At 60.2% G+C, this 25,542-nt stretch carries 29 protein-coding genes and 3 pseudogenes; 26 read left to right on the top strand and 6 right to left on the bottom strand.

Annotation, left to right across the window (positions count from 1 at the left end; translation table 11 throughout):
• The 9 genes and pseudogenes from APH44_RS26970 to APH44_RS26935 form a co-directional block, all read left to right on the top strand.
• Positions 1–1,053: pseudogene (locus APH44_RS26970) on the top strand (hypothetical protein); the annotation flags it as partial.
• Positions 1,050–1,439 carry a phage tail assembly chaperone gene (locus tag APH44_RS29575; RefSeq protein ID WP_256216592.1) on the top strand — a complete coding sequence of 130 codons (390 nt, stop codon included), beginning with the start codon at positions 1,050–1,052 and terminating at the stop codon, positions 1,437–1,439. The pseudogene APH44_RS26970 and the gene APH44_RS29575, both read left to right, overlap by 4 nt.
• Before the next feature lie 87 nt (positions 1,440–1,526).
• Positions 1,527–2,699, top strand: a complete 1,173-nt coding sequence (locus APH44_RS26960) for a phage tail sheath protein (protein WP_054895370.1) — start codon at positions 1,527–1,529, stop codon at positions 2,697–2,699.
• Between the two features lie 14 nt (positions 2,700–2,713).
• Positions 2,714–3,229: a phage major tail tube protein gene (locus tag APH44_RS26955; RefSeq protein ID WP_054895369.1), complete on the top strand. Its 516-nt coding sequence runs from the start codon at positions 2,714–2,716 to the stop codon at positions 3,227–3,229.
• A gap of 24 nt (positions 3,230–3,253) precedes the next feature.
• The gene (locus tag APH44_RS26950; RefSeq protein ID WP_054895368.1) at positions 3,254–3,565 is read left to right on the top strand and encodes a phage tail assembly protein; all 312 of its coding nucleotides are present in this window, start codon (positions 3,254–3,256) and stop codon (positions 3,563–3,565) included.
• Between the two features lie 8 nt (positions 3,566–3,573).
• Positions 3,574–3,693 carry a GpE family phage tail protein gene (locus APH44_RS29570; RefSeq protein ID WP_081263144.1) on the top strand — a complete coding sequence of 40 codons (120 nt, stop codon included), beginning with the start codon at positions 3,574–3,576 and terminating at the stop codon, positions 3,691–3,693.
• Positions 3,683–6,325 (top strand): phage tail tape measure protein, encoded by a 2,643-nt coding sequence (locus APH44_RS26945; protein WP_054895367.1) that lies wholly within the window; start codon positions 3,683–3,685, stop codon positions 6,323–6,325. Before APH44_RS29570 ends, APH44_RS26945 begins: the two co-directional genes overlap by 11 nt.
• Positions 6,326–6,331: 6 nt before the next feature.
• Entirely contained in the window at positions 6,332–6,772 is a 441-nt protein-coding gene (locus tag APH44_RS26940) for a phage tail protein (RefSeq protein WP_054895366.1), read from the top strand.
• The gene (locus APH44_RS26935) at positions 6,769–8,046 is read left to right on the top strand and encodes a phage late control D family protein (RefSeq protein WP_054895365.1); all 1,278 of its coding nucleotides are present in this window, start codon (positions 6,769–6,771) and stop codon (positions 8,044–8,046) included. Before APH44_RS26940 ends, APH44_RS26935 begins: the two co-directional genes overlap by 4 nt.
• 38 nt (positions 8,047–8,084) lie before the next feature.
• Here the strand turns inward: APH44_RS26935 and APH44_RS29945 are convergent, their stop codons facing one another.
• The 3 genes from APH44_RS29945 to APH44_RS26925 form a co-directional block, all read right to left on the bottom strand.
• Positions 8,085–8,246, bottom strand: coding sequence for a hypothetical protein (locus tag APH44_RS29945; RefSeq protein ID WP_156343805.1), 162 nt, complete (start codon positions 8,244–8,246; stop codon positions 8,085–8,087).
• A 130-nt stretch (positions 8,247–8,376) separates the two neighbouring features.
• Positions 8,377–8,724, bottom strand: coding sequence for a DUF2511 domain-containing protein (locus APH44_RS26930; RefSeq protein ID WP_054895364.1), 348 nt, complete (start codon positions 8,722–8,724; stop codon positions 8,377–8,379).
• A gap of 13 nt (positions 8,725–8,737) precedes the next feature.
• Positions 8,738–9,067: a helix-turn-helix domain-containing protein gene (locus tag APH44_RS26925; RefSeq protein ID WP_256216591.1), complete on the bottom strand. Its 330-nt coding sequence runs from the start codon at positions 9,065–9,067 to the stop codon at positions 8,738–8,740.
• 84 nt (positions 9,068–9,151) lie between these two features.
• Between APH44_RS26925 and APH44_RS26920 the strand changes: the two genes are divergently transcribed.
• The 15 genes and pseudogenes from APH44_RS26920 to APH44_RS29560 form a co-directional block, all read left to right on the top strand.
• Entirely contained in the window at positions 9,152–9,364 is a 213-nt protein-coding gene (locus APH44_RS26920) for a DNA-binding protein (RefSeq protein ID WP_054895362.1), read from the top strand.
• 29 nt (positions 9,365–9,393) lie between these two features.
• A complete protein-coding gene (locus tag APH44_RS26915) occupies positions 9,394–9,867 on the top strand; it encodes a YmfL family putative regulatory protein (protein ID WP_054895361.1) in 474 nt (157 codons plus the stop codon).
• Entirely contained in the window at positions 9,864–10,163 is a 300-nt protein-coding gene (locus APH44_RS26910) for an ogr/Delta-like zinc finger family protein (RefSeq protein WP_054895360.1), read from the top strand. The genes APH44_RS26915 and APH44_RS26910 overlap by 4 nt, the downstream gene beginning before the upstream one ends.
• The gene (locus tag APH44_RS26905) at positions 10,160–10,534 is read left to right on the top strand and encodes a hypothetical protein (RefSeq protein WP_054895359.1); all 375 of its coding nucleotides are present in this window, start codon (positions 10,160–10,162) and stop codon (positions 10,532–10,534) included. The genes APH44_RS26910 and APH44_RS26905 overlap by 4 nt, the downstream gene beginning before the upstream one ends.
• A 71-nt stretch (positions 10,535–10,605) precedes the next feature.
• On the top strand, positions 10,606–10,851 hold the full coding sequence (locus tag APH44_RS26900) for a hypothetical protein (RefSeq protein ID WP_054895358.1): 246 nt from the start codon (positions 10,606–10,608) through the stop codon (positions 10,849–10,851).
• Between the two features lie 11 nt (positions 10,852–10,862).
• Complete coding sequence (locus APH44_RS26895; RefSeq protein ID WP_054895357.1) at positions 10,863–13,661, top strand: toprim domain-containing protein; 2,799 nt, start codon at positions 10,863–10,865, stop codon at positions 13,659–13,661.
• 13 nt (positions 13,662–13,674) lie between these two features.
• Complete coding sequence (locus tag APH44_RS26890; RefSeq protein ID WP_054895356.1) at positions 13,675–13,968, top strand: hypothetical protein; 294 nt, start codon at positions 13,675–13,677, stop codon at positions 13,966–13,968.
• A 72-nt stretch (positions 13,969–14,040) separates the two neighbouring features.
• Complete coding sequence (locus tag APH44_RS26885; protein WP_054895355.1) at positions 14,041–14,310, top strand: hypothetical protein; 270 nt, start codon at positions 14,041–14,043, stop codon at positions 14,308–14,310.
• The gene (locus tag APH44_RS26880) at positions 14,307–14,510 is read left to right on the top strand and encodes a hypothetical protein (protein WP_054895354.1); all 204 of its coding nucleotides are present in this window, start codon (positions 14,307–14,309) and stop codon (positions 14,508–14,510) included. Before APH44_RS26885 ends, APH44_RS26880 begins: the two co-directional genes overlap by 4 nt.
• Positions 14,500–16,302, top strand: a complete 1,803-nt coding sequence (locus APH44_RS26875; protein ID WP_054895353.1) for a DNA cytosine methyltransferase — start codon at positions 14,500–14,502, stop codon at positions 16,300–16,302. Before APH44_RS26880 ends, APH44_RS26875 begins: the two co-directional genes overlap by 11 nt.
• A gap of 88 nt (positions 16,303–16,390) precedes the next feature.
• On the top strand, positions 16,391–16,606 hold the full coding sequence (locus tag APH44_RS26870) for a DUF4224 domain-containing protein (protein ID WP_054895352.1): 216 nt from the start codon (positions 16,391–16,393) through the stop codon (positions 16,604–16,606).
• A complete protein-coding gene (xerC, locus tag APH44_RS26865) occupies positions 16,603–17,745 on the top strand; it encodes a tyrosine recombinase XerC (RefSeq protein ID WP_054895351.1) in 1,143 nt (380 codons plus the stop codon). The genes APH44_RS26870 and xerC overlap by 4 nt, the downstream gene beginning before the upstream one ends.
• Positions 17,746–17,806: 61 nt before the next feature.
• The gene (locus APH44_RS26860) at positions 17,807–18,040 is read left to right on the top strand and encodes a hypothetical protein (RefSeq protein ID WP_054895350.1); all 234 of its coding nucleotides are present in this window, start codon (positions 17,807–17,809) and stop codon (positions 18,038–18,040) included.
• 407 nt (positions 18,041–18,447) lie between these two features.
• Entirely contained in the window at positions 18,448–19,776 is a 1,329-nt protein-coding gene (locus APH44_RS26855) for an integrase arm-type DNA-binding domain-containing protein (protein WP_054895349.1), read from the top strand.
• 892 nt (positions 19,777–20,668) lie between these two features.
• Positions 20,669–21,036 (top strand): annotated as a pseudogene (locus APH44_RS29560) (integrase); the annotation flags it as partial.
• A gap of 152 nt (positions 21,037–21,188) precedes the next feature.
• On the opposite strand, the gene APH44_RS26850 reads toward APH44_RS29560, so the two are convergent.
• Positions 21,189–22,175, bottom strand: a complete 987-nt coding sequence (locus tag APH44_RS26850; protein WP_054895348.1) for a hypothetical protein — start codon at positions 22,173–22,175, stop codon at positions 21,189–21,191.
• Between the two features lie 1,283 nt (positions 22,176–23,458).
• Here APH44_RS26850 and APH44_RS26845 point away from each other — a divergent pair.
• Entirely contained in the window at positions 23,459–24,127 is a 669-nt protein-coding gene (locus APH44_RS26845; RefSeq protein WP_054895347.1) for a hypothetical protein, read from the top strand.
• Here APH44_RS26845 and APH44_RS26840 read toward each other — a convergent pair.
• Positions 24,124–24,321 (bottom strand): hypothetical protein, encoded by a 198-nt coding sequence (locus tag APH44_RS26840; protein WP_177339416.1) that lies wholly within the window; start codon positions 24,319–24,321, stop codon positions 24,124–24,126. The genes APH44_RS26845 and APH44_RS26840 overlap by 4 nt on opposite strands.
• A 36-nt stretch (positions 24,322–24,357) precedes the next feature.
• Here APH44_RS26840 and APH44_RS30525 point away from each other — a divergent pair.
• Positions 24,358–24,824, top strand: a pseudogene (locus APH44_RS30525) (hypothetical protein); the annotation flags it as partial.
• A 141-nt stretch (positions 24,825–24,965) separates the two neighbouring features.
• Here the strand turns inward: APH44_RS30525 and APH44_RS30175 are convergent.
• On the bottom strand, positions 24,966–25,542 hold a 577-nt coding region (locus APH44_RS30175; protein WP_177339415.1), incomplete at its 5' end, for a hypothetical protein.

The following is a 25,542-nucleotide window of genomic DNA, read 5'->3' as shown; positions in this document are numbered from 1 at the left end:
GTCGGGGTCTGGCCGCGCGCTCTGGACGCCAACACAAGCGCAGTGTGTTCACCTGCTCATCTGATCGCAGTGCATGCAGGCACGATCAACGCAAGCTCGGTATGGCAGTTGAGCAACACCAGCTTCCCGATTCTTGGATCGACTCCGCTAGTGTTCCGTTCTGTGATCAGTAAAACCGTTGTCCCAGGCATCTACGGTCGCGTTCAAGTCGATGCTCTGGGCCGAGTGACAGCAGGCAGCTGGAACCCGACAACACTTGCCGGATTCGGCATCATTGACGCGCCGACAAAAGTCGAGATGGCGAAAGCGATCAGCGATGCCTTGAAGCTCCCGCTGGCGGCGCTTGATTACCCCACCGTCGCCACGCCCGACGGGCGCTTATCGCTCGTGGCGACTGCGCAGGCAGGCGGCGGGGGAACAGTGAGCGTGCCGGCGGGGGTCAACATTCTGCTCGCCGAGGCTGATGTGGCTGGGGAACTGGGCCAGCCGCGCGTTGTGAAAACCACTGCATGGACAAGCGCAGCATTGCCGGTCAACTCGCAACTGTTCTTGCGTGCGAACTTCCAAGCAGGCGCACTGACGCTGTATACCGCCCCGGGCACCGACTCCGATGCTGTGCCCGCGAGCTATCGATCATCGGCCGGGCAGGCATCATCAGGATTCGACTCGACGTCGATCGACATATTGCTTGCGAAAGTCGTGACCGGCGCGGCCGGCAGCAAACCGGCTGTAGTTGCCCTGGCGAACAAGAAGGCTCTGGAGGCAGTAGCGTTCTGGGCCGGTGCTTCTGGTGGCTACACACTCGAACTCAATTGGGCACGTACACCGCGCGCATATGTTGCGAGCTTTACGGACTTTGACGACTTCACAAAGTCAGACTACTCGATTGTCGCCGAGCCGGTCGGTACAAACTCTGCAGGGGTGCCAATCGGAACGGGTGATGGGGCAAAGTTCAGTGACCGTTACTATGGGCGCGTTGGCATTAGCGCATACATCCCAACGGGCACTATCGGGCCAGGCAAGATGAACGCGCGGGTGAGGTGGCAAGCATGATGAAAGCATTGATTCAGGAGGGTGTTGTCGTTGGTCTGGCCAGCGGTGATGCGCTGGGCATTCCCCTGCCGGGGGGCGTTCCGGTGTGGATCGGTTGGCGATATGACGGCGATGAGTTTACCCCACCGGTCGTTGAGCAGCCCTCGCCCCGTGATGTCGCGAATACTGAGCGCGCGTGGCGCGACGCTGAACTCGGTGCGCTGGTCTGGTTGCGTGATCGTCATCGCGATCAGCTGGAAATTGGCGCCGAACCGACGTTGACAGCAGCGCAGTTCACTGAGCTGCTGATTTTCATGCAAGCGTTGCGCGACTGGCCACAAGCCGACGCGTTCCCAGATTTCGCAGCGCGGCCAATCGCTCCGGCTTGGATTGAGTCCGTCATGTAGGGGGCGATCCTACAACCCTTCCGGCTCGCTGCAGTTCCGCGCGCGCGGCAGTCTGTGCAGTGTCACCCCACTGCAAAGGCACCTACCATGGCCGACGAATACCACCACGGCGTCCGGGTCCTCGAAATCAACGAGGGCACCCGCCCAATCCGCACCGTTTCTACCGCCGTGGTCGGCCTGGTCTGCATCGCAGACGACGCCGATGCGGCTACCTTCCCCCTCGACACCCCCGTCCTGCTGACCAACGTGCAGAGCGCCATCGGCAGGGCCGGAAAGACCGGTACGCTTGCCGCCAGCCTGCAAGCCATCGCCGAGCAGACCCAGCCCGCGACTGTGGTTGTGCGCGTGGCGAAGGGCGCTACGGACGCCGAGACCACCAGTAACCTGATCGGCACCACCACCGATACCGGCAAGTACACCGGCATGAAAGCCTTGCTGGCCGCCAAAACCCGCCTCAAGGTCACCCCGCGTATCCTCGGCGTGCCAGGCCTCGACACCCTGCCGGTGGCCACCGCCCTGACCGCGATTGCCCAGCAGCTGCGCGGCTTCGCCTACGTCAGCGCGAGCGGCTGCAAGACCAAGGAAGAAGCTGTCGCCTATCGCGAGAATTTCGGCGCGCGTGAAACTATGGTGATCTGGCCGGACTTCGAGCAGTGGAGCACCGCCAGCAACGCCACCGTCACTGCGCCGGCCGTGGCCCGCGCCCTGGGCCTGCGCGCCAAGATCGACAAGGAAATCGGCTGGCACAAAACCCTTTCGAACATCCCGGTCAACGGCGTGACCGGCATCAGCGCCGACGTGTTCTGGGACCTGCAGAACCCGGCGACCGACGCCAACTACCTCAACAGCAACGAAGTCACCACGCTTATCAACGCCGACGGCTTCCGCTTCTGGGGCAGCCGCACCTGCACCGAAGACCCATTGTTCGCCTTCGAGAACTACACCCGCACCGCCCAGGTGCTGGCCGACACCATGGCAGAGGCGCACATGTGGGCGATGGACAAGCCCATGCATCCCTCCCTGGTGCGCGACATCATCGAGGGCATCAACGCCAAGTTCCGCGAGCTGGTGGCCGGCGGCTACCTGATCGGCGGCAGCGCCTGGTACGACGAAGAGGTCAACAGCGCCACTACCCTCAAGGCCGGCAAGCTCTACATCGACTACGACTACACGCCGGTACCACCGCTGGAGGACCTGACCCTCCGCCAGCGCATCACCGATCGATACCTGGCTGACTTCGCCAGCCGCATCAACAGCTGACGGAGACCGCCACCATGGCCATGCCGCGCAAACTCAAGAACATGAACCTCTTCAACGAGGGCACCAGCTACCTGGGCGTGTGCAAGACCTGCACCCTGCCGCCGCTGAGCCGCAAGATGGAAGGCTACCGCGGGGGCGGCATGAACGGCCCGGTGAAGGCCGACCTGGGCTTTTCCGACGACGGTATCCAGTTCGAATGGAAGACCGGCGGCCTGGACCTGCTGGGCCTGCGCCAATTCGGCGCGGTGAAGGCCGACGGCGTGATGCTGCGCTTCGCCGGCAGCTTCCAGCAGGACGACACCGGTACCGTATCGGCAGTGGAGGTCGTCGTCCGCGGCCGCCACGAAACCATCGAGATGGGCGAAGCCACGCCCGGCGAGGACACCGAGCACAGCATCACCACCACCTGCAGCTACTACAAGCTGGCGGTGGACGGTGAGGTCCTGGTCGAGATCGACCTGCTCAACTTCATCGAGATCATCGACGGCAAAGACATGCTCGCCGAGCAGCGTAAAGCCATAGGCATCTAACCCCTCTTCCCCACTGGAGCCACCATGAAGACCACCGAAGCCACCCCGCTGAACGACAACCAGGTCGAGCTGGACACCCCAATCAAGCGCGGCGACACCGAGATCGCGCTCGTTACCCTGCGCAAGCCCACCTCCGGCGAGCTGCGCGGCCTGCACCTGTCCGAACTGCTGCAGATCGACGTGGCCAGCCTGATCAAGCTGGTGCCGCGCATCAGCGAGCTGAACGAGTACGAGGTCAGCCGTCTGGACCCGGCCGACCTGTTCGCCATCGGTACGAAGGTCGCCAGTTTTTTGCTGCAGAAGCGGATGAAGACGGACGCATCCCTCGTTGCGTAGAAGACGCGATGGCCGATGTGGCCATCGTCTTTCACTGGTCGCCCGGTGACATGGACAGGCTCAGCGTTTGCGAGCTGATGGACTGGCGCGAGCGAGCGCGGATCAGGAGTAACAACCATGGCAAATGACCTGCGCCTGCGGGTGCTGTTGGACGCCATCGACCAGGCCACCGCGCCGCTCAAACAGATCGACAAGGCCAGTCTCGAGGCTGGCCGGCAGCTCAAGGCGGCCCGCGACCGCCTCAAGGAGCTGAACGCCCAGCAGAAGGACGTCAGTGCCTGGCGCACCCAGCTCACCCAGACCCAAGAAACCACCCAGGCGCTGGAGGCTGCCCGGGCGAAGGTCCGCGCCATCGCCCAGGAGATGGCGGCCACTGGGGCGCCCACGAAGGCCATGGCCAGCAACATGCGCACGGCGGTGCGCGAGGCACAGCGGCTCAAGACGGAGCACCAGCAGCAGGCCGAGAAGCTGCAGCAGTTGCGCGGCAAGCTGTACAGCGCAGGCATCAGCACCCGCGACCTGGGCAGCCATGAGCGCAAGCTGCGCGAACAGATCACATCGACGAACGAAGCCATCAGCGCCCAGAGCAGGCGTATGGAGGAGCTGGCCAGCCGACAAGCGAAGCTGGCCAAAGCCCGTGCAGCCCTCGAACGGACCCAGGGTCTGGCCGCGAAGATGGCCGGCACCGGCGCCGCCGGCCTGGCGACGGGGTATGCCGCAGCTCAGCCGGTGAAAGCTGTCCTGGGCGCATTCGCCCCGAACGAGGATTCGGCGACACAGCTGAAGGTCTCGATGATGGGCAGCAACGGCCAGGTCGCCGAGGACTTTAAGAAGATCAGCGACCTGGCCACCAGCCTCGGCGACCGCCTGCCCGGCACTACTGCCGACTTCCAGAACATGATGACCATGCTGCGCCGGCAGGGCATCAGTGCGCAGAGCATCCTGGGTGGTACCGGGGAGGCTGCTGCTTATCTAGGTGTGCAACTGAAGATGCCTGTAGAGGAAGCGGCAGAGTTCGCCGCCAACATGCAGGACGCCACTCGAACGTCTGAAAAGGACATGCTCGCGCTGATGGACACTATCCAGCGTGGCTTTTACCTGGGCGTTAAGAGTGAGGACATGCTGCAGGGTTTCAATAAGATCGCCCCTGTCATGGATGTCATCAAGAAATCAGGCATCGATGCTGCAAACGAACTTGCCCCGCTGCTGGTCATGATGACTCAGGCCGGCATGGAAGGAGGCGCAGCCGGCAACGCGTACCGCAAGATCTTCCAGGCTGGTCTTGATAAAGATGGCGTCGACGACGTCAACGACATGAAGGCCCTGAAGCAAAAGAACATCAAGCTCAGCTTCACCGGCAAGGACGGCAACTTCTCGGGGCTGGAGAACCTGTACGCCCAGGTCGAAAAGCTCAAGGTCCTGAACGACGAAGACCGCACCGCGGCTATCAAGGCCCTGTTCGGGGACGACTCGGAAACCCTGACGGTCCTCAACACCATGATGAACAAGGGGCTGGCCGGCTATCAGGAGGTACAGAAAAAACTCCAGGACCAGGCCGACCTGCGCACCCGCGTCAACGAGCAGCTCAACACCCTGAGCAACGTCATGGAGGCGGCCGAGGGCAGCTTCACCAACGCCCTCGCAGAGTTTGGCGCCGCTGTAGCCCCAGAGCTGAAGGGGTTGATCAACACCTTGGGCGAAGTCGCGGCCAGCGTCGGCGCCTGGGCGCGAGAGAACCCCGCGCTGGCCGGCGGACTGGTAAAGGTCGTCGCTGCGGTGGCAGTACTTGCCGCAGGCTTCGGCGGCCTGGCCATCACCATGGCCAGCTTGCTCGGCCCGTTCGCCATGGTGCGCTACGGCATGGCGCTGTTCGGCGTGAAGAGTTCCGGCATGTTCTCGGTGGTTGGCCGGTTGGTCGCAGTGCTGAAAGGCGGTCTGCTGACCGCCATTCGCGCCGTGAGCATCGCGCTCTGGGGCCTGGCAACGAACCCGGTGGCCCTGACCATTGCGGCCGTGGTCGCCGCCCTGGCCGGCGCCGCCTACCTGATCTACCAGAATTGGGACCAGGTGAAGGCGTACTTCGCCAACGCCTGGACGGAGATCCGCGCAGGCTTCGGCGCCGGCATCGGCGGCATCCTGACAGTGTTGGCCAACTTCAGCCCCATCGGCCTGATCTATCAGGCCTTCGCCGCGGTGCTGAACTACCTGGGCGTCGACATGCCCAGTCGCTTCACCGAGTTCGGCAACATGATCGTCAACGGCCTGGTCAACGGGCTGATGTCTGGCCTAGGCCAGATCAAGGACGCCGTGTCGGCCCTGGGTGACTCCACCATCGGCTGGTTCAAGGAGAAGCTCGGGATTCACAGCCCCTCCCGCGTTTTCGCCGAACTGGGCGGGTTCACCACCGAGGGCCTTGCCATGGGCCTGGACGACGGTGCCAAGGCTCCGCTGGAGGCGGTCAACCGCATGGGCCAGCAGCTGACGGACGCCGGCACATTCGCGCTCAAGGGCACGCTACCGGAGTTCAACGGCGGTGGCCCGCTTGCCGCTGGTGGCACGCCCATCACCATGGATGACCGTGCCCCCCTGGGCGCAGCACCGTCTGCGAGCTACGACAGCCACGACATCTACGAGATCAACATCCATCCCACCCCAGGCATGGACCCGCAGGCCATCGGCCGGGCGGTCCGCGCCGAGCTGGCCCGCATCAACAGCGAGAAGGCCGCCCGCCAGCGCAGCCGCCTTACCGACCAGGAGTAACCCGCCATGATGCTCGCACTGGGCATGTTCGTCTTCAGCCTGCACACCCTGGCTTACCAGGAGATGCAACGGCAAACCGAGTGGCGCCATGCCGCCAGCAACCGCATCGGCGCCCAACCGTCACGGCAGTTCCTCGGCCGTGGCGAGGACTCCATCACCCTCCCCGGCCTTCTGCTACCGGAGCTGGCCGGCACCCCGTCGGCGCTCGATGCCCTGCGGCACATGGCGGACACCGGCAAAGCCTGGCCTCTGGTCGAGGGCACCGGCCGCCTGCTGGGTCTATGGGTGATCGAGAGCCTCAGCGACAACCGAACGCTGTTCTTCCAGGACGGCGCCGCGCGGCGCATCGACTTCACCCTCAGCCTCAAGCGCATCGATGACGGCCGCATCGACATGCTCGGCGCCGGCATCGCGGGCGGTGTGAACATCCTGAGGCAGCTGCTGTGATCGAAGCCGCCATCGCCAAGGTCACCGGCTTCCTGCGGAACACCTACGACGGACTGCAGCGTGATGCCGCGTATCCGGTGCCGGCATTCCGAATCACCGTCAACGGCAGCGATATCGCTCAACTGATCAGCCCGCGCCTCATGAGCCTGCAGCTCACCGACAACCGCGGCCTCGAAGCGGACCAGCTGGACCTGACCCTCAGCGACCACGACGGGCTGCTGGTGATTCCTCCGCGCGGCGCCGTAGTGCGCCTGTGGCTGGGATGGAGCGACACCGGCCTGGTGGACAAAGGCAGCTACATCGTCGACGAGACAGAGCACAGCGGCGCGCCGGACGTGCTCAGTATCCGCGCCAGGTCGGCGGATCTGCGCAAAGGCCTGAAGACCAAGCGCGAACGCAGCTGGAGCGCGACCACGCTGGGCGAAGTCCTGGGCGACATCGCCCAGGGCAATGGGCTCACCGCGACGATCTCCGGCGCCCTGGATGGGTTGGCCATCCCCCAGCTCGACCAGGCCAACGAGTCCGATGCGAACCTGCTGACGCGCCTGGGCGAGGACTTCGACGCGGTGGCCACCGTGAAAGCCGGCTGCCTGGTGTGCATGCCGGCCGGCGGCGGCAAGACCGCCAGCGGCCTGGACCTGCCCCACATCACCCTCACCCGCGCCGACGGCGACCAGCACCGGTTCCTGCAGGCCGACCGCGACAGCTATGACGGTGTGCGGGCCTACTACTACGACGTGAACAGCGCCAAGAAACAGGAGGCCATTGCCGGTGGCGGCGAGAACCTCAAGGATCTGCGCCACACCTACAGCGATCGGCAGTCCGCCCTGCGCGCCGCCCGGGCAGAGCTGAACCGGCTGCAGCGAGGCGCCGCCACGCTCAGCTACACGCTGGTCAAGGGCCGGCCGGACCTGATCCCGGAGCTGACGTACACGCTCCAGGGGGTGAAGTCGGAGATCGATGAAATCATCTGGTACGGCGGGAACGTCCAGCACAGCCTGACGGCCGACGCCGGCTACACCATGAGCCTGGAGCTGGAAAGCAAGCTGCCAGAGGACACGGTCGAAGGCCTGCTTGAGGACGGCGTGCGCGGCAAGATCAAGTACACGGGGGTCATCGCCTTCTACCGCGACAAGGATTCGGGGAAAGAAAAGTCAGTCACTGCCGGCGATCAGACCAAGCCAAGGCGCCTGCGCCGCTTGTACGTGAACGAGAAGAATGCGCGGCGGGCTGCAGACCGCGAATGGAAGCGCATGCAGCAGCAAGCCCAGTAGCATCAACAAAGAACCCGGCGCACGGCCGGGCTCCTTGTCTATCGCGCGGCGAGAAGAGCATCCAGAAACCGGATTATGTCCTCGCGTCCTTGCGGATCGAGCTGCCTGAACATCTGCACGACCATCCGTTCGCGCTGGTTGAGCTCAAGCGACTCAACTACTTTGGGCTGGTTGGTCTCCACCTGTTTCACTACCGACATGTTTCACTCCATTTCACACGTTCGGGCGCCCGGTACCAACATCGGTACCGACCAAAGCACCCTAGGAAGGAGCGATTCTCGGTTTGGTTGAGCGTGCCACCAGCCCATTCATCGATGACCGCAGAGGAATCTACGGCTGAGGGCAAAGATCAATGGCTTTCTGCGCGATAGTCGAGTAGTCCGCTGGAACCTCTTTCATCCAACGGCTTGGCTTCAAGATCGTCTTGACCTCCAGCCATCCGCGTTCCGTCGCAACCTTCTTTGCACTTGCGTTCAATGCATAGAAGCTTCCATCAGGAGCTTTCACAAAGGCTTTCGGGGGATTCGGTTCACAGAACAGTTCCACACTGGCAACTGTGAACGGCCAGTCATCACCGAACTCCTGAGCGCTTACTTTCTTGCCTTCGTCTTGGCCGCTGCACCCGGCCAAGGTCAGAGCGGCTAAAAACAGGGCCGCCCCCAGCACTTCCTTGAGCATCTTCAACTCCTAGTCACTTGCGGTTAAACGCGGCAAGGAGCCGCCCAACGGCACCTCGATCCTCCGCACTGAGCGCACGAATTTGCTGCAGCGCCTCCATCTCATCGGCTCCGATTGAAACCTCCGGGGTAGGAACCCGCTGTCCAGTTACCACATAGAGAACATCAACTCCTGCAGCGGTAGCGTGGTTCAACAAGGCAGCACCTGGCTCCCTGGTGCCAGCTTCGTAGCTGGCCAGCGTTCTTTTCGACACCCCAACGATAAAGGCCAGCTCGTCCTGAGTCAGGCCGAGCCGCTTGCGTTCTGCCTGTAGGCGCGCACCCATTTCTTCAAGAAGATGCACAAACGTTCCTTATCACTATTTACAAATGAACAAATGTGCATCATTCTTCGCATACCACTACACGAAATTGCACGATTGACCACTATGCACGCCACCCCAGTTACCGAGCAAGCCTGCCTGGATGCCCGCAAACGCTTGGAAAAGCAGGGTATCTCGGCGAAAGAGTTCGCCATCAACCATGGACTACATCCCAGCACCGTCTATGCGGTCCTTCTAGGGCAGAAAAAGTGCCTTCGCGGGGAAGCCCATCGAGCGGCTGTGCTGCTCGGAATCAAGAGCGGCGAAGTCGAAAATTAGCCCCCCTGGCCCAAGGAAGACACCAGAACATGAAGCGTCCAGTTCTAGAAACCCTTCGCCAGGTAGTCAGCGCTGTGATCTGCGCCTTCCCTGGCGGCCGCGAGAGCGCAGCAGCACGCCTGGGCTACGAGTTGAAGCGGTTCGATAACCATGTCTACGAGAACGCTGGCAGCCGGCCGTTGAGCTATGACCAGATCCACCAGCTGGAGCGGGACACGGGGACGACCTTCCTCCCTGAGTTCATTTCCCACCTGTATGGCGGCATGTTCGTGCCGCTCGTCCGGCCGGAGAAGCTGGACAACATCGATCTCTACGCCCGGGCGGTGAACACCGCGGCCAAGCGTGGCGTGGTCGATCAGATCATCGACAAGGCCTTGGATGATGGCGTTATCGAGCCAGACGAGGCGAAGGCGATCATGCAAGCCCATACCCGGTATCTGGCAGCACGCCAAGCGGAGGTCATGGCGACGATCCAGCTGCACAGCAAAGGGGGTGTGCATTGAGCACCTACAAGCTCGTTTGCCCTCACTGCGGCGGCCGCATGCGCATCCGTACCAGCGAGGGAACCCACATCTTTCTGCGCGTTGCGTACTTGCAGTGCGTGAACGAGGCCTGCGGCTGGTCCGTTCGTGCCCAGTTCGAAATGACCCATGAAATGAGCCCGAGCGGCATGCCGAACCCGTCGGTTCGCCTGCCTGTTGCGACCGTGGCCCTGCGCCGCCAAGCGATGAAGTCTGCCACTGGCGACGACCACCCGGATCTGCTGGACCAACTGGATATGGAGGCTGTGAACGCATGAACGCTATCGCATCGATCTCGACCGTTGAAACCGACTACCGCGCGGCCATGCAGCAGGCTGCGGTGGCGTACCTGTTCCGCCGAGAAGGCCTTCACCTGTCCGGTGACCACCAGGTGCTCGAGAACTGCCGGCGGTACCTGGTGCAGTCGCTGGAAGTCCCTGCACACCTGGTACAGCGGATCGCCGAGCTGGCCGTGGCGGAGTTCGAGAGCAAGACCACCAAGCGCCTGCAGCTGGTAGGCATCTGCGCCACCAGCGGGATCTTCCGCCCACGACTGATCCTTCTGGACACCATCACCCAGCACCGCTACCAGGTGCCGGCACGCTACCTGCCGCGCCGCATGCTGCAACACCGCGACACCTCCAAGTAACCCGATCCAACCCCTTCCCGATGCCCCGTTCTGCGTGGGTAAGGGGAAACTGCATTCCACTGGTGGCCGAAATGAGCAACATCACCATCCAAATCACGCTCGACGAGCAGCAGGCAAAGCAGTACCAGCTGTGGCTTGCCGGGCAGTATGCCCACGCCATGGCTGAGGTCTGGTACTCCGATCGCTATCGCGATGTACCCACCGGCGAGCGCGGCCGCAAAGTTCTCCAGGACCTCCCATACCTGCGTGGCATCTGCCGGACAAGCAAGGCCCTTGAGTCGCAGCTTGGCCCACTATCGGTGGAGCGTCAGCTGTGAAACCACAAACCATGGAACACCAGCTGCGCGCAGATGTACTCCAGCGGCTGGAGGGCGACTACGGCCTGCAGCACATGGCCGGCACCGAGTACATGCGCAAGGGCACCTGCCCTCAGTGCAATCAACGGCGCCTGTTCTCGCGATACGACAACCCCTGGTTCATCCGCTGCGGCCGCGAGCAGAAGTGCCGCTATATGGCGCCAGTCAAGGAACTGTACCCGGACCTCTTCGACGACTGGAGCAAGCGCGCTCCAGCGACCAAGGAAGAACCGGCGGCGAGCGCTATTGCATACTTGACCTTCGCCCGCGGCTTCCGCCTGGAACTCATCAAGGGCTGGTACACCCAGGAGAGCTACCACGACAGCGAGTTGGGCATCGGCTCGGCCACCGTGCGCTTCACGCTCGAACATGGCGGCTATTGGGAACGCCTCATCGATCAGCCGCACCGGTTCGGCAAGAAGAAGGCGCGCTTCCAGCCAGGCAAGAGCTACAAGGGCTATTGGTGGTGCCCACCGTGCCTCGACCTGCAGGAGGTCAAGGAGCTGTGGATCGTTGAAGGCATCTTCGACGCCATCGCCCTGCTGCATAACGGGATCGCGGCCGTGGCAGCCCTGTCATCGAACGCCTACCCCGAGGAATCGCTCAAGGCGCTGATCGCCACCTGCGAAGGCAAGACGCCGAAGCTGGTATGGGCGCTCGACAACGAGCCTGGGGCACACAGGTACACCAAGACCTGGGTCGAGCGTGCCCGCGCGCTCGGCTTCACCTGCGAGGCCGCGCAGATCCCGCAGCCAGATGCCCGCAAAGTCGACTGGAACGACTTGCACCAGCGCTGGGCCTTCATGGATGACGACGAAGCCCGGGCGGCACGTATCAAGGATGAGCTGGACGAGGCCAAACACCACGGCGCGCTGCTCATTGCCGAGAGCGCCGTAGAGAAGGCGCTGTTGATGTACCAGTGGCGGGAGCGTGAAGAGTTCCACTTCGGCTTCGACTCCCGCCTCTACTGGTGGCGACTGGACATTTCCAAGTTCAACAGCGCCATGCAGGCCCTGGACTCCAGCGAGACCCAAGAGGACCAGCAGCTCAACGACAAAGCTCGCCGCGCCAAGGCGCTGCGCATGTCCGGCTGCGTGGTCGAGATCGCGAACTGCTACCCCCGGGCCTTGTACTACCAGCGCAACGAGATCACCGACGAGTCCTGGTACTTCTTCCGCGTCGACTTCCCCCACGACGGGGCTGCGGTGAAGAACACCTTCACCGGCAGCCAGGTGGCTACCGCCAGCGAATTCAAGAAACGCCTTCTCGGCATGGGTGCCGGGGCCGTGTTCACCGGAAGTGGACAACAGTTGGACAAGATCATGAAAGACCAGCTCTTCGGCATCAAAACCGTGCAGACCATCGACTACATCGGCTACAGCCGGGAATACGGCTGCTACGTCTTCAACGAAGTCGCAGTGCGCGACGGCCAGGTGGTCGGCGTGAACGAGGAAGAGTTCTTCGAAATGGGCAAGCTCAAGCTCAAGAGCCTGCAGAAGGGCGTGAAGATGGCCCTGCAGAAGGACGACAAGCGCTACAACGAGGAATGGACCTCGCTGCTGTGGACGTGCTTTGGCGCCCAGGGCATCGTCGCCACCACCTTCTGGTTCGGCTCGCTGTTCGCTGAGCAGATCCGCTTTCGCTATCAGTCGTTCCCCTTCCTGGAAGCCACAGGCGAGGCCGGCGCCGGCAAGACGACCCTGCTCACCCTGCTGTGGAAACTGTTCGGCCGCGAGGGCTACGAGGGCTTCGACCCGGCGAAGTCCACCAAGGCTGGCCGCAGCCGCCTAATGGGCCAGGTCTCTGGTATGCCGGTGGTGCTGCTCGAATCCGACCGCAGCGGCGACGACAAGAGCCACGCCAAAACTTTCGAGTGGGACGAGCTGAAGGACTACTTCGGCGGTGGCACGCTGGCCACCAAGGGTGTGAAGACCGCCGGCAACGAAACCTACGAGCCACCATTCCGCGGGACTATCGCGATCAGCCAGAACGCCCCGGTGGTGGCGTCAGAAGCGATCATGACGCGAATCGTGAAGCTTCACTTCGTGCGACCACAGGTCACGGTGGAGAGCCGCGCCGCAGCCGACCGCCTGAACGGGCTGGACGGCGCGCTGCTGAGCAACTTCCTGCTGCGCGCGGTCCGCAAAGAGGCCGAGATCCTAGAGCTGTTCGCCGTGCGCCTGCCGGTGTACGAGGCGAAGCTCCGCGCCCTGCACTCGCATTGCTTCGCCTGCGGCACACCGTTCCAGGGCGACGAGAACCAATGCCACCACTGCGGCAGCCAGCTCAGCGGGTACATCCGCGTTGAGCGGATCATCTACAACCACGCCCAGATGCTTGCCCTGCTGGACTGCCTGCGTCTGGTTGTGGACCTCAGCGACCACCAAGTCGACCACACCCGCGCCCAGCTGGTGCGCATGGCCATCGAGCGCCAGGCCTCGATCAGCTCTGACCATCCCGTGGTGGCTGAATTCTGGGAGGTCTACGAGTTCCTGGAAGGGCTCGACGCCGACGGTCCTGTCGTGAACCACAGCAAGAAAGACCACGTCATCGCCATCAACCTCAACGACTTCGTCAAATGCGCAGCCGAGCACCGCCAGAAGCTCGCCGACATCAACGAGCTGCGTGACCGCCTCAAGGACTCCCGCTCCCACAAGCTCATCGAGGTCAACAAAGCCGTCGACAGCGCGGTGCGGGCTCACCAGGCGAAGAGCGGCAACTTCACCATCACCAAGCAACCCATCGTCAAGTGCTGGATTTTCCAAGCCTGACCGAGGAACCCACATGTTGATTCGAGTGTTGATCGGCAACGCGTCCGCTGATGGCCGCAGCCAAATACAGCAGGAAAGGGATCGGCAGGTCGCTGCCGGCCAGGACCACCCAATCATCAACGCAGGCGCCTACGCCGAAGACGGGCTCAACGAGATCCTGGAGGTGCGGGTGAACAGCGGTCAACGCGAGATCCTGGTCGACGACTGCACCAGGGCGCAGATCCATAGCGTGATTGCTTGGCAGGCCAGCGTCGAGGAAGACCCGCGGTTCGAGGACGTGTATGTCCAGCTGGCCCGCCGCAACTGAGTTTCACAGCAAGAGAAGTGGTGCCAGGGAGTTGCAGCTCCCCGGCACCAGCCATACCCAAGGAGAAACGACATGCATGTAGAAACCCCAAAAGTTGGCGCCGAGAAGGCTACCACACCCACCTTCCAGCTCGGCGACGAGGTCACGTTCGTTGTGGGGAGTGGAAGCCGACGCAGCATGCGATTCAGTGTGAAGCACGCCAAGGTTGTGCAACTGGAGAGCGAGCACGCCGTCGTGCAATACCGGAACCATCACTGCATCCGCGTGAAGCTCACTCACCTGACGCTGGCCAGCGAACGGAACGCGCTGACCCGCGCCTTGGTTGGGGAGGCGTCGGAATGACCCAGCAAACCCGCCCACGCCTGGCCAGCCACTCGCTGGATCTGCCAAACCACTGCGACATCTGCAACAAGGCCCGCTCCCACGGCAACCACCAGCGCTGCAGCCAGCTCCGCCAACAGCGCCAATCTGCGTACTGGTCAGCCTATATGGCCAACGTTGAAGCCAAACGGGCACAAGGGGGCCGTCGCAATGCTCGCTAAGCGCAAGCTTTACCATTTCCACCTGTGCTGCGGCCTGGGCGGCGGAGCCAAGGGTTTCAACCGGGCCAAGCCCGTCGTCGGCAACATACAGGCGGAGTGGGAGTGTATCGGCGGGGTAGACGTTGACCCGGCCGGCCTGGCCGACTTCGAGCGCTTGTCGGGCGTCAAGGGCACCTTGATTGATCTGTTCACCCGCGACCAGTACATCCGCTTTCACGGTAACGAGCCGCCAGCAGGTTGGCGCGAGGCAACGCCGGAGGATATTCGGCGTGCGGCTGGTGGCCGTAGGCCGGACGCGGTCTTCATCAGCTCCCCCTGCAAGGGCGCCAGTGGCCTGCTGTCGGAAACTATGAGCCTGACCCCGAAGTATCAGGCGTTGAACGAACTTACGCTGCGCTGCATCTGGCTGTTCGGCGAGGCCTGGAAGGATGACCCGGTACCACTGCTGGTGTTCGAGAACGTCCCCCGCCTGGCCAGCCGCGGCCGGCACCTGCTGGACCAGATCGGCGCATTACTCAGCCACTTCGGCTATGCAGTTGCCGAAACCACTCACGACTGCGGCGTCATCGGCGGCCTTGCCCAAAGCCGCAAGCGCTTCCTGCTGGTGGCTCGCCATGTCGAGAAGGTGCCACCGTTCCTGTACGAGCCGGAGAAGAAGAATCTGCGCGCAGTGGGTGACATCCTCGGGCGCATGCCACTGGCCGGCGATATCGAGCAGGCCGGGCCGATGCATCGGGTACCGGCCCTGCAATGGAAGACCTGGGTTCGCCTGGCATTGGTCGAAGCAGGCAAGGACTGGCGAAGCCTGAACGACCTGTCGATCGAGGACGGCTACCTGCGCGACTTAATCATCGTGCCCCAATTCCGCGACGGCTTCCTCGGCGTGAACGATTGGGCCGAGTCGGCCGGTACTGTGGCGGCTCGCAGTGGACCAACCAATGGCAAGTTCTCTGTGGCAGATCCACGCGCCAAGGCCGGAGCCCTGCAGTACCAGCAATACGGTGTACGCCGCTGGCAGGACACCAGCGGCGCGGTAATCGGGGTCAAGAGCCCAGGACAAGGCACGTTCAGCGTGGCCGACCCGCGCCGAGCCGGTGAAGGCTTCGGCAAGTATCAGGTGACGCCATTCAGTGGAACGGCCAACACCGTAATCGCCGGCAGCACCACCGGCCAAGGTGCATTCGCAGTGCAAGATCCGCGGTACCACAACTGGCACCCCGGCGCGTCGAGCCGCAAGCTCAACGTGGTTGGCATGAACCAGACCGCCGGCACGGTGACCGGATCGCAGCAGGTTGCCAGCGGAGCGCTGTTGATCGCTGACCCACGCCCGGGCATGCGCCGCACCAAGGGCGATGCCTACCTGACGGGTGGCCATTATGGCGTGGTCCCGTGGTCAGGCCCGGCCGGCGCAGTCTCCGCCAGCGCAATGCACGACAACGGGCGCTGGAGCGTGGCCGATCCCCGGCTGCCAGAGGCAAACGACCGGCTCACATGCGTGATCGAGTCGCTCGACGGTACCTGGCACCGCCCATTCACCACCCTGGAGCTGGCCGCCCTGCAAAGCCTGGTAGAGCCCGAGGAGCAGCTCGAACTGGACGGTCTCAGCGACCAGGCCTGGCGCGAGCGAATCGGCAATGCCGTCCCGCCGGCGGCGGCCGAGGCGATAGCCCATGTCATGGGCACCACTCTGCTTCTCGCCGCCCAGGGCGAGACGTTCATGCTCAGCAGCATGCCGATCTGGGTCCGTCCAGTCGCGGTAGGCCTGAGCGTTTCACAGCGGGAGGTCGTGTGATCAGCAGCCCAGTCATCCGCCACCACGGAGGCGGCCGCCAGAATCCCCGGGGCGGAGTTCTAGTCGTACACCATGGGACGCCGGCCGTATGATTGATCAGCACCAGCCTGGCGCGGTCCTGACGTTCCAGGACCTGCAGCGCCTCACGGGGTACACCCGCCGGTCTGGAGTGGAGCAAGCCCTGCGAAAGCAGGGCATCCGTTGGTTCTGGGGGCGCCATGGCCCCTGGACTACCATTGACCTGGTCAACCAGGCCGGCGGCAAGACGCCGGTCACCGAGAAATACGACAGCGAGATCCTATGAGGCGGACCCGTAAACACAACCCGCACATTCCCGCACACATTGATCAGGCCGCCATTCCGGCGGCCGTTTTTTTTGACCACCGCTGGGAAGGTACCTGGTACACCTCATGGCGAGACGAGGGCGGCAACCGCAAGCGGATGAACATCGCCGGCCGTACCGCGACGCTCGGGGATCTGCACCGGATCATGGAGGAGAGGAACGGCATTGATCGGGAAAGCCTCAATCACCTGTGCAAAGAGTTCCACGCCAGCGCACAGTGCAAGCGGCTCGCAAAGAAAACCCGTGACGATTACGAGTACTCCCGCGACGTGCTGCTGGCCATCCCGACCAAGCTGCAGAAGCCACTCGGCGAACTGTCAGTGCGCAAGTTCACCTCGGCCCTGGTGCAACGCCTGGTCGACCGGATCGCCGACGAGGGGACCCCGTCGAAGGCCGCGCACGTTCTTCGCTACTTGCGACGGGTTATGCAATGGGGCCGCAACCGCGGTTACCTGGAAATCAATGTCGCCCTAGGCATCGAAGCGCCGGCCGAGCGCAAGCAGCGCCGCCTGCCGAACCCCAAGGTCATGGGTGAACTGATCGCACGAGCGCACGCTATGGGGCAGCTCACACGCGGACAGCCTGGGGCCTGCCCGGCTTACCTGGGCTACGTGATGGAGCTGGCCTACCTATGCCGCCTGCGCGGCATCGAGGCCGTCACACTCACCGATGCGAACGAGCTGGAGGACGGCGTACAGACGAACAGGCGTAAGGGCAGCCGGGACAACGTGGTGTGCTGGACGCCCAGGCTCCGCGCTGCCTGGGAGGGCGCCAAATCGTACAGGCGTCGTATATGGGCCAGCCAGTCCTACCCTATTCCAACATTGGCCGAGCGCCGCTTCGTTATCGTGGCGGCCCATGGCGGCCAGTTGCAGAAGAGCAGCCTGGACAGCACCTGGCAGCGCTTCATCACCAGGGCGATCAAGGACGGCGTCATCACCGAGGAGCAGCGCTTCGCATTGCACGACCTCAAACGGCGCGGCATCACCGACACGCCCGGCGACCGCAAGCAGAAGCAAGACGCCAGCGGCCACCGAGACGAAGCCATGCTCGACATCTACGACTTCAGCCTTCCTCGAGTATCTCCATCTGCCGAATGATGTGGCATTCCTTACCGCCAATGTGATTACACTCGGTCATCACCCACAAAGGAGCGGTGTTATGTCCGAAAATAAAGCCAGCAATCCGTTTGCCGATTTGCCACTACATCACCTCTTGTTTCTCAAGCTACGCGATGGCGGCGGTGCGGCCAATGTCGCCCCAGGTGTCGCTGAAATGCATGGCATTTCCATCCAGGAACTGAAGGATCACTGTCAGCGCGCAGCAGAGGAAATCGCGGCTGAGCGGCCATTGGAGGTGTATGAAATTCCTGTACTCAACTGGGCACGCAGTTGACGCCAGCTACAAGCTTCTCTTGAAACAGGCCCCCACACTCCATTGGGATGTGCGGGGCCTTTTGCTGTCAGCTGATTTTGTCGCCCCCAACACCACGTACCAACACAAGCAGAGACTATATGGTTTCTGCCCGTCAGCATGCTCGGCACGTACCAGAGAATCACGTAACCCATTGAATCACATACTGTGAGCAGGGTTCTTGTAATCAGTAGGTCCCGGGTTCGATTCCTGGTGCCGGCACCATATCCAGCTCCATCGCGTTCCACCGAATGCCTTGGAAGCCCCTAAAACCCGCCCTTTGGCGGGTTTTTTCGTTCCAGGACCCTCCGTCGGGATCCAACAAAATACCCCATCCCCGGGGGTATTTTTAGGGTACAGCGTCTTCCCAGCATGGAGAACGTACCCTTATGCCACGTCTAGCCGTTCCTCTCAGCGACCTCAAATGCCGTACGGCGAAACCTCGCGAACGCGCCTACAAGCTGTTCGACGGTGGCGGCATGTACCTCTTCGTGAAACCCAACGGCGTGAAAACGTGGCGATTGCGCTACTTCAAGCCCAGCGGCAAGGAAGGCACGCTGATCATCGGCAACTACCCCATCATCTCGCTGGCCGTCGCGAGGACCAAGCGCGATGAAGCCAAGGCCCTGTTGATCGACAACCTCGACCCGATGGAAGAGAAGAAGAAAGCGAAGCTAGCTGCTCAACGAGCTTCCCTGCTTTTTGAAACCGTCGCCCTGGAGTGGCACGCCGAAATGTCGCGGCGCTGGACGGAGGGACACGCCAAGACCGTCATGAGCCGGTTGCGCACCCACGTCTTCCCCCTGATCGGCCAACGCCCCATCGCTGAGCTTGATACCCATGATCTGCTTGAGGTCACTCTGCGTATCAAAGAGCGCGGCACCATGGACGTTGCCCTGCGCGTGCAGAATTATCTCTCCACGATCATGCGGGGCGCGAAGCGGGCGCGGCAGATCAGCCAGAATCCGGCGCTCGATCTGGCAGGGTCGATTCATGCCCCGCGTACCGTGCACCGTCCTGCCCTCTCACTCAACCGCCTCCCCGAACTACTAGAGCGGATCGACAACTACAACGGTCGTGAGCTAACCAAGCTGGCTGTACTGCTGACGCTGCACGTGTTCGTGCGTTCCAGCGAACTGCGCTTTGCGCGCTGGGATGAGTTCGACCTGCAAAGGGCGATATGGGAAATCCCGGACACCCGTAAGCCAATCGACGGCGTGCGCAATTCCACCCGTGGCACCAAGATGAGCGGAGACGTACAGGTGGTGCCGCTCTCTCCCCAAGTCATCGCGATCCTTGAACGGCTGCGCGGCTTGAGTCGCTTCTCCGAGCTGGTGCTGCCCGGTGACCACAAGTACTGGAAGCCAATGTCGGAGAACACGGTTAACCAAGTGCTGCGCAACGTTGGCTACGACACCTCCAAGGAGGTATGCGGACATGGATTCAGGACCATGGCTTGCAGCGCCTTGCTTGAGTCGGGGCTGTGGACAGACGCGGCCATTGAGCGGCAGATGAGCCACAAGGAACGCAATCGCGTGCGCGCCGCCTACATCCACAAGGCCGAATTTTTGGAGCAGCGCAGGCTGATCATGGCGTGGTGGAGCAATTACATCGATGCCAACAGATCGGGGCATGTGACTCCACATGAGTTCGCCCATCCAGCTGGCGACAACATCACCCCCTTGCCGAATGGGCGTGGCGCATTCAATCGTCGATGAACCCTCCAGATCACCGTTGGCCGCTCTTTAATTCAGGTCCATCCAAACAGGGCTGCAAAGCCGCCCTGTTTGGATGGACCTCGCTTTGCAAAGCTAAAAGCCGACACAAATCCTTTGGATACCACTGATTTCCACCGGTGGATAATTTCATGCACAGCCCCAGAGGCCCCGGGGAATGGGGCGTTGACCAAAATTATCCACAGGCGTAGAACTGTTGTTGCAAACGCTGTCGCTGACAGCACCCCAGGTGACCCGAACCTTAAAGGTCACGCCGCTCCCACGGTGGTTCTCCCCAAGGGCGATTCGCATCCGGCAGCTCGCCCGTTCACTACCCATGTGATGGATGCTCTTACACATATGGTGCTCGTGCGCCAGCTACACCGTTACTAGCTGCCCTGCAGCAACCTATCCGCTTGGCCGAATCTTGCGCCAACCTGTGCCCGTCTCTTTCTGTGGAAAGAGACGGGCACTTCTACCACTGCTGCAGCCCTGATCGCACAAGGCTTTGCGGCATTCCCCCTCGTGACAATCGGCGTGACAAACGCCGATGTCACCAGCAACAGCGCTGTAGATGATGGTGCCGCAGACCAAGGAATGGACTGCACCTGACTGACAGTCAGGCATGCCCCGGTCATCGCATTGCTGCTTGCACATGGCTCAGGATCTTCAGACGCTGGTCTCGTCAGCCAGTGCTGCCTCCACCCGCCCACCGACAACGGTGCTCAGGAGGCCAGATCATGAGATGCCCTTGCTCCCGGACGTAAGGAGCCGCCAGTCCCGCGTAGAGGACATTCCCCACAGGTCGCAGGGGCCTTGATCCCTGATAACACTCAGCATTCTTGGCGGGATGACGTGGGGCGAGGATCGGAGAACGGTAGATGAGGTGACCGACATGGCACTGGTGGGTAGACGCGATGGCCGTAATTTTGGTTACGGCAGGCAATTGAGCTACGCAGGGCCGCAGGCGTTGAGAGATATGTTCGGCGGCGGTCATTTCGGTACGGTCAAAGCGCACTGTGATCGGTGGCAGGCATTCGTCCAATGGTGCCGTTCCGAACAAGGGCCCGGTATCAGTGATGTGCGGCAGGTTGATCGAAAAATGTTGGCCGATTATGCGGCGTATCTGCGTGACGTGGTTAGGCGCGGAGACCCGCCGTCAGCACCGCACAAAACCAGCTATCCAGCGTTAACAGGACTATGGCGGCGCTTCGCAGTGATCAGTATGTGAACTTGCCGAGCCCGCGCAAGGCGTTGGGTATGTAGCGCAGCGGGGTTCCCCACTCGGTGCCGCAGGTAGGCGCCCAAATTGTTGAGGACGAATAAGCTAGAAAGACTTCAAGCCATCCGACATCTATCCGGTGTCGAATGGTCATGAAGGAAGATAACATTATGGGCAAGATTTAGTGAGTGACTCAATCATGGAAGACATTCTGTGCTTTACCAGTAGCAACATAATCTGCCAACATTTTCAATCGACGATAGTAAGCAAGGACAATCTTAACGGAAGCAAGCATATCCCCGCTCGCCAGCCCCATTATATGATCCTCATGATTCCTAAGTCCAAATGCTGCACAAGCCAAGTCAACCAAACCTCGAAGTTCAGCTATATCGTCGGCATGCAAAATCAGATCATCTTCAGACTTACCCAGCCACCCTCTATCCTGCAAGCGCCTATAAATCTGTCGATAAGTGTCTGTTGCGCGACTCTCATCATCATTAAGGTCGATCACGAGATCACGAATTGAGTCAGCCACTACCTCATTTATGAAAAACTCTATAGATCCGGGTGAGGCATATTCAATACTTCTAATTTGTGCCCTGTCCTGCCCGGGAATCCCCTTATATAGAGTCTTAAAAAAATTAACGGAACTGAAATCTCCTCGCCACGGGTATTTATGGAAAACCCGCTCGATCTCACGCTTCGTCACCGCGCCTGCGGCACCAAGAAGCGCATAGCCGAAGGCATAGCAATCCTGAACCAAATCTGAGAACTTTTTAAGGTCGCTGACTTCCCAGCGCCCATCGATATCAACGATTTTAACCTTGCTTGCAGAGCTAATCGGCGCATGCCCCGGAAGAAACATGCCAGGCTGCGGCAATATCTCTTCGGAAATATCTTCAACTTTAATTGTCTTGCACTCTTCGCCCACGCGCCCCCAAAGCTCAGCAAGTTCGTACTTACCCTTATGCCCTCGGGTGACCACATAGCGCACGTCTATTTTTTCAGCCAATAAAAGCTTCAGTACGTCCGGTGCAATACGGCAAAAGTAAAACTTACACGCATACTCGCCGTCGTCATAATTTATTCCAAGATAGTTCTGAGCTCTACTATTCTTGGCAAGAACAACGAGTGGAACTTCGTATTCTAGTAGTACTTTGTAGACCGTAAGATCGCTCATAATTTGTCAACCGCCCCCACAAGGACCATCAGATCATGCCCTTGATAAGGCCAGAAGTGCACATGTCCAGGCGAGTCTTGATGCCACACACCTGCGGTGGTTTGGACATGGATCGCAACGGCATGGGTAAATTTCGAACGAGGCGATTTAGCAATAGCTCTGCAGGTGGCCAAGGATGTCGCCAAAGAAACCGATCTTGCCCCACACTCATCAGGATAGGGGTGATTCGGCAACCGTTTACGCTGTGAGTCAAAATCAGATTCAGATACCGAATGGGAACGTAGCAGCCGCCAAAGCGGAGAATTCTGCGGGGCATGGACATCGGCAGGTGGACAGCTCTGAGGCAATGTCTCTCTGTACGTGGCTACTGATACTACCTCGTTCAACGCTCTCTCTCCCTGATAATGGCGTTTTGACTGCGCGCGATTGTGTCTCCGTGGGTATCAATACGTCAAAACAATTCAGCCCCATACCTATGCCGTCTGTCTGACATTGGCGCCCCCAACTGCAAGACGCGCGGACATTTGATCAGGCGAAGCACGCAAGCCCGCTGATCAAGCCATCGCCCAGGCCTGTCATAGGCTGGGGCGCAGCCCTTTTGTGGCAATCCGTCTAGCTCTTTCGCGTGCAGTTCAAACATCCCCGCGGAGCCTTGGTGACGACCAGCAAGAATAACGTCGTTGTTCCAGGTGCAGGGTTGGATAGCGGCTGTCCTGCCTGCACTCGCGGTACCAGATCGCAGGCGTCGATCCGTCCAGATCTGTTCAAAATCCGTCAGGGGTATGACATGGCCAGGGCCCCGACTTTGACGGCCTCCAGCCCAGGGAAGAACTAAGACGCCTGGCCACAGGTCTCGCGGCTATCTGCCTGGCCAGCGCTCTGTCAAAGCGTGGTCAAACAAGCTCGAAGCACCGTCGGCAGCGCCAGCAAAGCGTTACAACGGATAACTACCTGCATGAAGCATGCTTCCTCTTTGATGAGCGCGTCGAACTTCAACGCCAGGTCCACCATACCGGGTATGCGGAAGGGATTCATTCCAACTCAACGTAGTTTGGGATTGGCCAGACGTTGACATCGAAGCCACATATCGCCGCCCTCCAGGCACCTGCCCTGTTAGCAAATGTTAGTGCCTAGCCATACGGCAAAGGGACTACTTGGGCCCGCGCAGGAGCGAGCCAAGGCAGAGCCACAAGGCCACCCAGGACGCGCCTGGGGACACCTGTTATTGTTTAAAAAATCATCGTCTTCTACTACTCTGTGCGAACGACATAGAAGGATTAAGCATGAACTGGAAGGACAAAGGTGGCATAGTTGCGGTAATTACATGCGCAGGGACTCTGACATTCGCCTACGCCACTCTACTGCCACTTTATAATCAACACCAAACAGTTAAAATCGAACAACTAGAAGGCAAAGTAATCGCATTAACCGAAAGAACAATTAAAGCTGAGAGCCGGACAGAGGAATTAGAGACAAAATACGCTCAAGCCACAAGCACTACTGTCTTCGACGAAGACAGCCTGTACCCGCGCGGCTTCAGAAATATCAAAATGGGGATGCCCTTCTCAAAAGCCGTAGAAATGGCCGGACTGGACGCAAAAATCAAGCGAATCCACATGAGCGTAGAAGATAAAGACCATGGCTACTTCAAAGAGGCCACATACTTCCCCGGAGTAACAAACAACTTAATCATAGGGGTGCTTTATTTCTATCGAGACACCCCAAAGACCGATGAAGCTGCGGAAGCCAAGATGCAAGAAACCATCAAACTTCTTCGACCAGCCTTTCCTAACGTAACGATCACAAAAAGCGAAACCCCTACTGGAGTACATTGCTACGACGTCTCCAGGGGCGGCAAACTTCTCCTACAGGTTACCGGATCACACATATACTACGAGCTAGATGCAGACCCTATTGCAGCAGCGAAGGTGGCGAAGCTCGAAAAATTCTAAATCCGGGGCAACGAGACATTGTCATCATCAAAAATAGGAAGATCGCTTAAATCCCCCATCGTGCTGCCCTTGGGAGCCTGGGACTCAATTTTGTTATCTTTCAGGAACTGGCGGATTACGTTGAGGTAGGCCGGTGCCGGCGGCAAGCGCACCAGCTTTCCATCCCCCATCACACTTTCGCCGTCGATGGTCACGGGGACACCTCTCATGATTTCCAGGCACCACACGGCGAACTCGTTGTGAACTACTACAAGTTCCTTTTCGGTTGCTCTAGGCGCGGTGAACTCGCCGTCAGCACCGCATTAAACCGGCTATCCAGTGTTAACAGGACAATGGCGGCGCTTCGCGGTGATATGTATTTGAAATTGCCAGTCCGAGCAAGGCTTTGGGTATGCAGCGCACCGGGATTCGACACTCGGTGCCTCAGGGTCAAGACCGCGAACAAGTTAAGCAGATCGTCGATGCGCTCTTTCGCCATCATCAACTGCGGGGCCGCCGCGATTGTTCTGTTGGCGCGAGCCACCGGCATGCGCTTGTGCGTTACGAGCAGCTCACCCAGCATCGCGCACCTGTTAATGGTGGGCAGTGATGTGCCATAGATCGTTGTCTTGACCGTGAGGCTCACAGGCAGATCAGTCGAGAACTGGGTCACGGGCGGATTAATGTGGTCGCTGCCTACATTGGGGGGCGGGTATGACCAAGGCTTTTGATATGGAGGTGTTCTTCGCTGGCGTGCTGGCCGGGTCGCATGCGATTCGGCAGCGGCAGACTGCCGCTGAAGTCGGCAACGAGACTAAGTGAATCAAGGTATTACAAGTAGGAATTGGTAGGTATAATTTTATTTAACACCATCCTCCGCAATTTTACCTATAAAATCAGGAATCAGCCGTTCACTGAAGCCGGCTATTACAGAAAGCAAGAACATTTTGTTATCACTTTGGCTCAATAGTTCCAACAATAGGCCAGATTTGCTAGCTACCAATGCAATAACACCAAACGCACACCCTAAACTGATGCGCACACCTCCTTGTAATAAAATCAGCTCAATCGATTCGTACAACTCTACCCTTAAACTCTTCGCTCTTTGCAGGACCGATATCATCGCGCCTAGAGCCCCACCAAAAACCCCAATCAAAAGTGCTTGAAAATTGATTCCAGCAACACCAAAAAAATACAACCTAGCCCCTGCGGCAAACAATAAAACACAAATACTAATTAAAAAAACGACAACTACAAGCTTAAATCTGGCTACATCAACAACACATTTATCAATATATTTTTTTGCAGGCTCAAAAACGTCCTCTTCACAATCAACCCCTTTGCTCAAACCCACCACCAAGCAAGAAGCCAGCTTGCCGTAGAATTTTTTTAGCTTTGACTTCGGAACAACAACTAACCCAAGTGATTTTATACGG

The organism is Pseudomonas sp. NBRC 111143 (assembly GCF_001320965.1).
In the GTDB taxonomy this organism is placed as follows: Bacteria; Pseudomonadota; Gammaproteobacteria; order Pseudomonadales; family Pseudomonadaceae; genus Aquipseudomonas; species Aquipseudomonas machongensis.
The sequence above is the reverse complement of the archived record's forward strand: the minus strand, read 5'-3'. Positions and strand labels throughout refer to the sequence as shown.

Bases quoted from the DNA above. Each gene is read 5' to 3' on its own strand.
- APH44_RS26875 (WP_054895353.1), top strand. From the start codon at position 14,500: ATGCTCGCTAAGCGCAAGCTTTACCATTTCCACCTGTGCTGCGGCCTG.
- APH44_RS26905 (WP_054895359.1), top strand. From the start codon at position 10,160: ATGAACGCTATCGCATCGATCTCGACCGTTGAAACCGACTACCGCGCG.
- APH44_RS26895 (WP_054895357.1), top strand. From the start codon at position 10,863: ATGGAACACCAGCTGCGCGCAGATGTACTCCAGCGGCTGGAGGGCGAC.
- APH44_RS26950 (WP_054895368.1), top strand. From the start codon at position 3,254: ATGAAGACCACCGAAGCCACCCCGCTGAACGACAACCAGGTCGAGCTG.
- APH44_RS26850 (WP_054895348.1), bottom strand. From the start codon at position 22,175: ATGAGCGATCTTACGGTCTACAAAGTACTACTAGAATACGAAGTTCCA.
- APH44_RS26860 (WP_054895350.1), top strand. From the start codon at position 17,807: ATGTCCGAAAATAAAGCCAGCAATCCGTTTGCCGATTTGCCACTACAT.
- APH44_RS26945 (WP_054895367.1), top strand. From the start codon at position 3,683: ATGGCAAATGACCTGCGCCTGCGGGTGCTGTTGGACGCCATCGACCAG.
- APH44_RS26940 (WP_054895366.1), top strand. From the start codon at position 6,332: ATGATGCTCGCACTGGGCATGTTCGTCTTCAGCCTGCACACCCTGGCT.
- APH44_RS29575 (WP_256216592.1), top strand. From the start codon at position 1,050: ATGATGAAAGCATTGATTCAGGAGGGTGTTGTCGTTGGTCTGGCCAGC.
- APH44_RS29570 (WP_081263144.1), top strand. From the start codon at position 3,574: ATGGCCGATGTGGCCATCGTCTTTCACTGGTCGCCCGGTGACATGGAC.
- APH44_RS29945 (WP_156343805.1), bottom strand. From the start codon at position 8,246: ATGTCGGTAGTGAAACAGGTGGAGACCAACCAGCCCAAAGTAGTTGAG.
- APH44_RS26955 (WP_054895369.1), top strand. From the start codon at position 2,714: ATGGCCATGCCGCGCAAACTCAAGAACATGAACCTCTTCAACGAGGGC.
- APH44_RS26915 (WP_054895361.1), top strand. From the start codon at position 9,394: ATGAAGCGTCCAGTTCTAGAAACCCTTCGCCAGGTAGTCAGCGCTGTG.
- APH44_RS26900 (WP_054895358.1), top strand. From the start codon at position 10,606: ATGAGCAACATCACCATCCAAATCACGCTCGACGAGCAGCAGGCAAAG.
- APH44_RS26890 (WP_054895356.1), top strand. From the start codon at position 13,675: ATGTTGATTCGAGTGTTGATCGGCAACGCGTCCGCTGATGGCCGCAGC.
- xerC (WP_054895351.1), top strand. From the start codon at position 16,603: ATGAGGCGGACCCGTAAACACAACCCGCACATTCCCGCACACATTGAT.
- APH44_RS26845 (WP_054895347.1), top strand. From the start codon at position 23,459: ATGAACTGGAAGGACAAAGGTGGCATAGTTGCGGTAATTACATGCGCA.
- APH44_RS26880 (WP_054895354.1), top strand. From the start codon at position 14,307: ATGACCCAGCAAACCCGCCCACGCCTGGCCAGCCACTCGCTGGATCTG.
- APH44_RS26855 (WP_054895349.1), top strand. From the start codon at position 18,448: ATGCCACGTCTAGCCGTTCCTCTCAGCGACCTCAAATGCCGTACGGCG.
- APH44_RS26930 (WP_054895364.1), bottom strand. From the start codon at position 8,724: ATGCTCAAGGAAGTGCTGGGGGCGGCCCTGTTTTTAGCCGCTCTGACC.
- APH44_RS26960 (WP_054895370.1), top strand. From the start codon at position 1,527: ATGGCCGACGAATACCACCACGGCGTCCGGGTCCTCGAAATCAACGAG.
- APH44_RS26885 (WP_054895355.1), top strand. From the start codon at position 14,041: ATGCATGTAGAAACCCCAAAAGTTGGCGCCGAGAAGGCTACCACACCC.
- APH44_RS26920 (WP_054895362.1), top strand. From the start codon at position 9,152: ATGCACGCCACCCCAGTTACCGAGCAAGCCTGCCTGGATGCCCGCAAA.
- APH44_RS26870 (WP_054895352.1), top strand. From the start codon at position 16,391: ATGATTGATCAGCACCAGCCTGGCGCGGTCCTGACGTTCCAGGACCTG.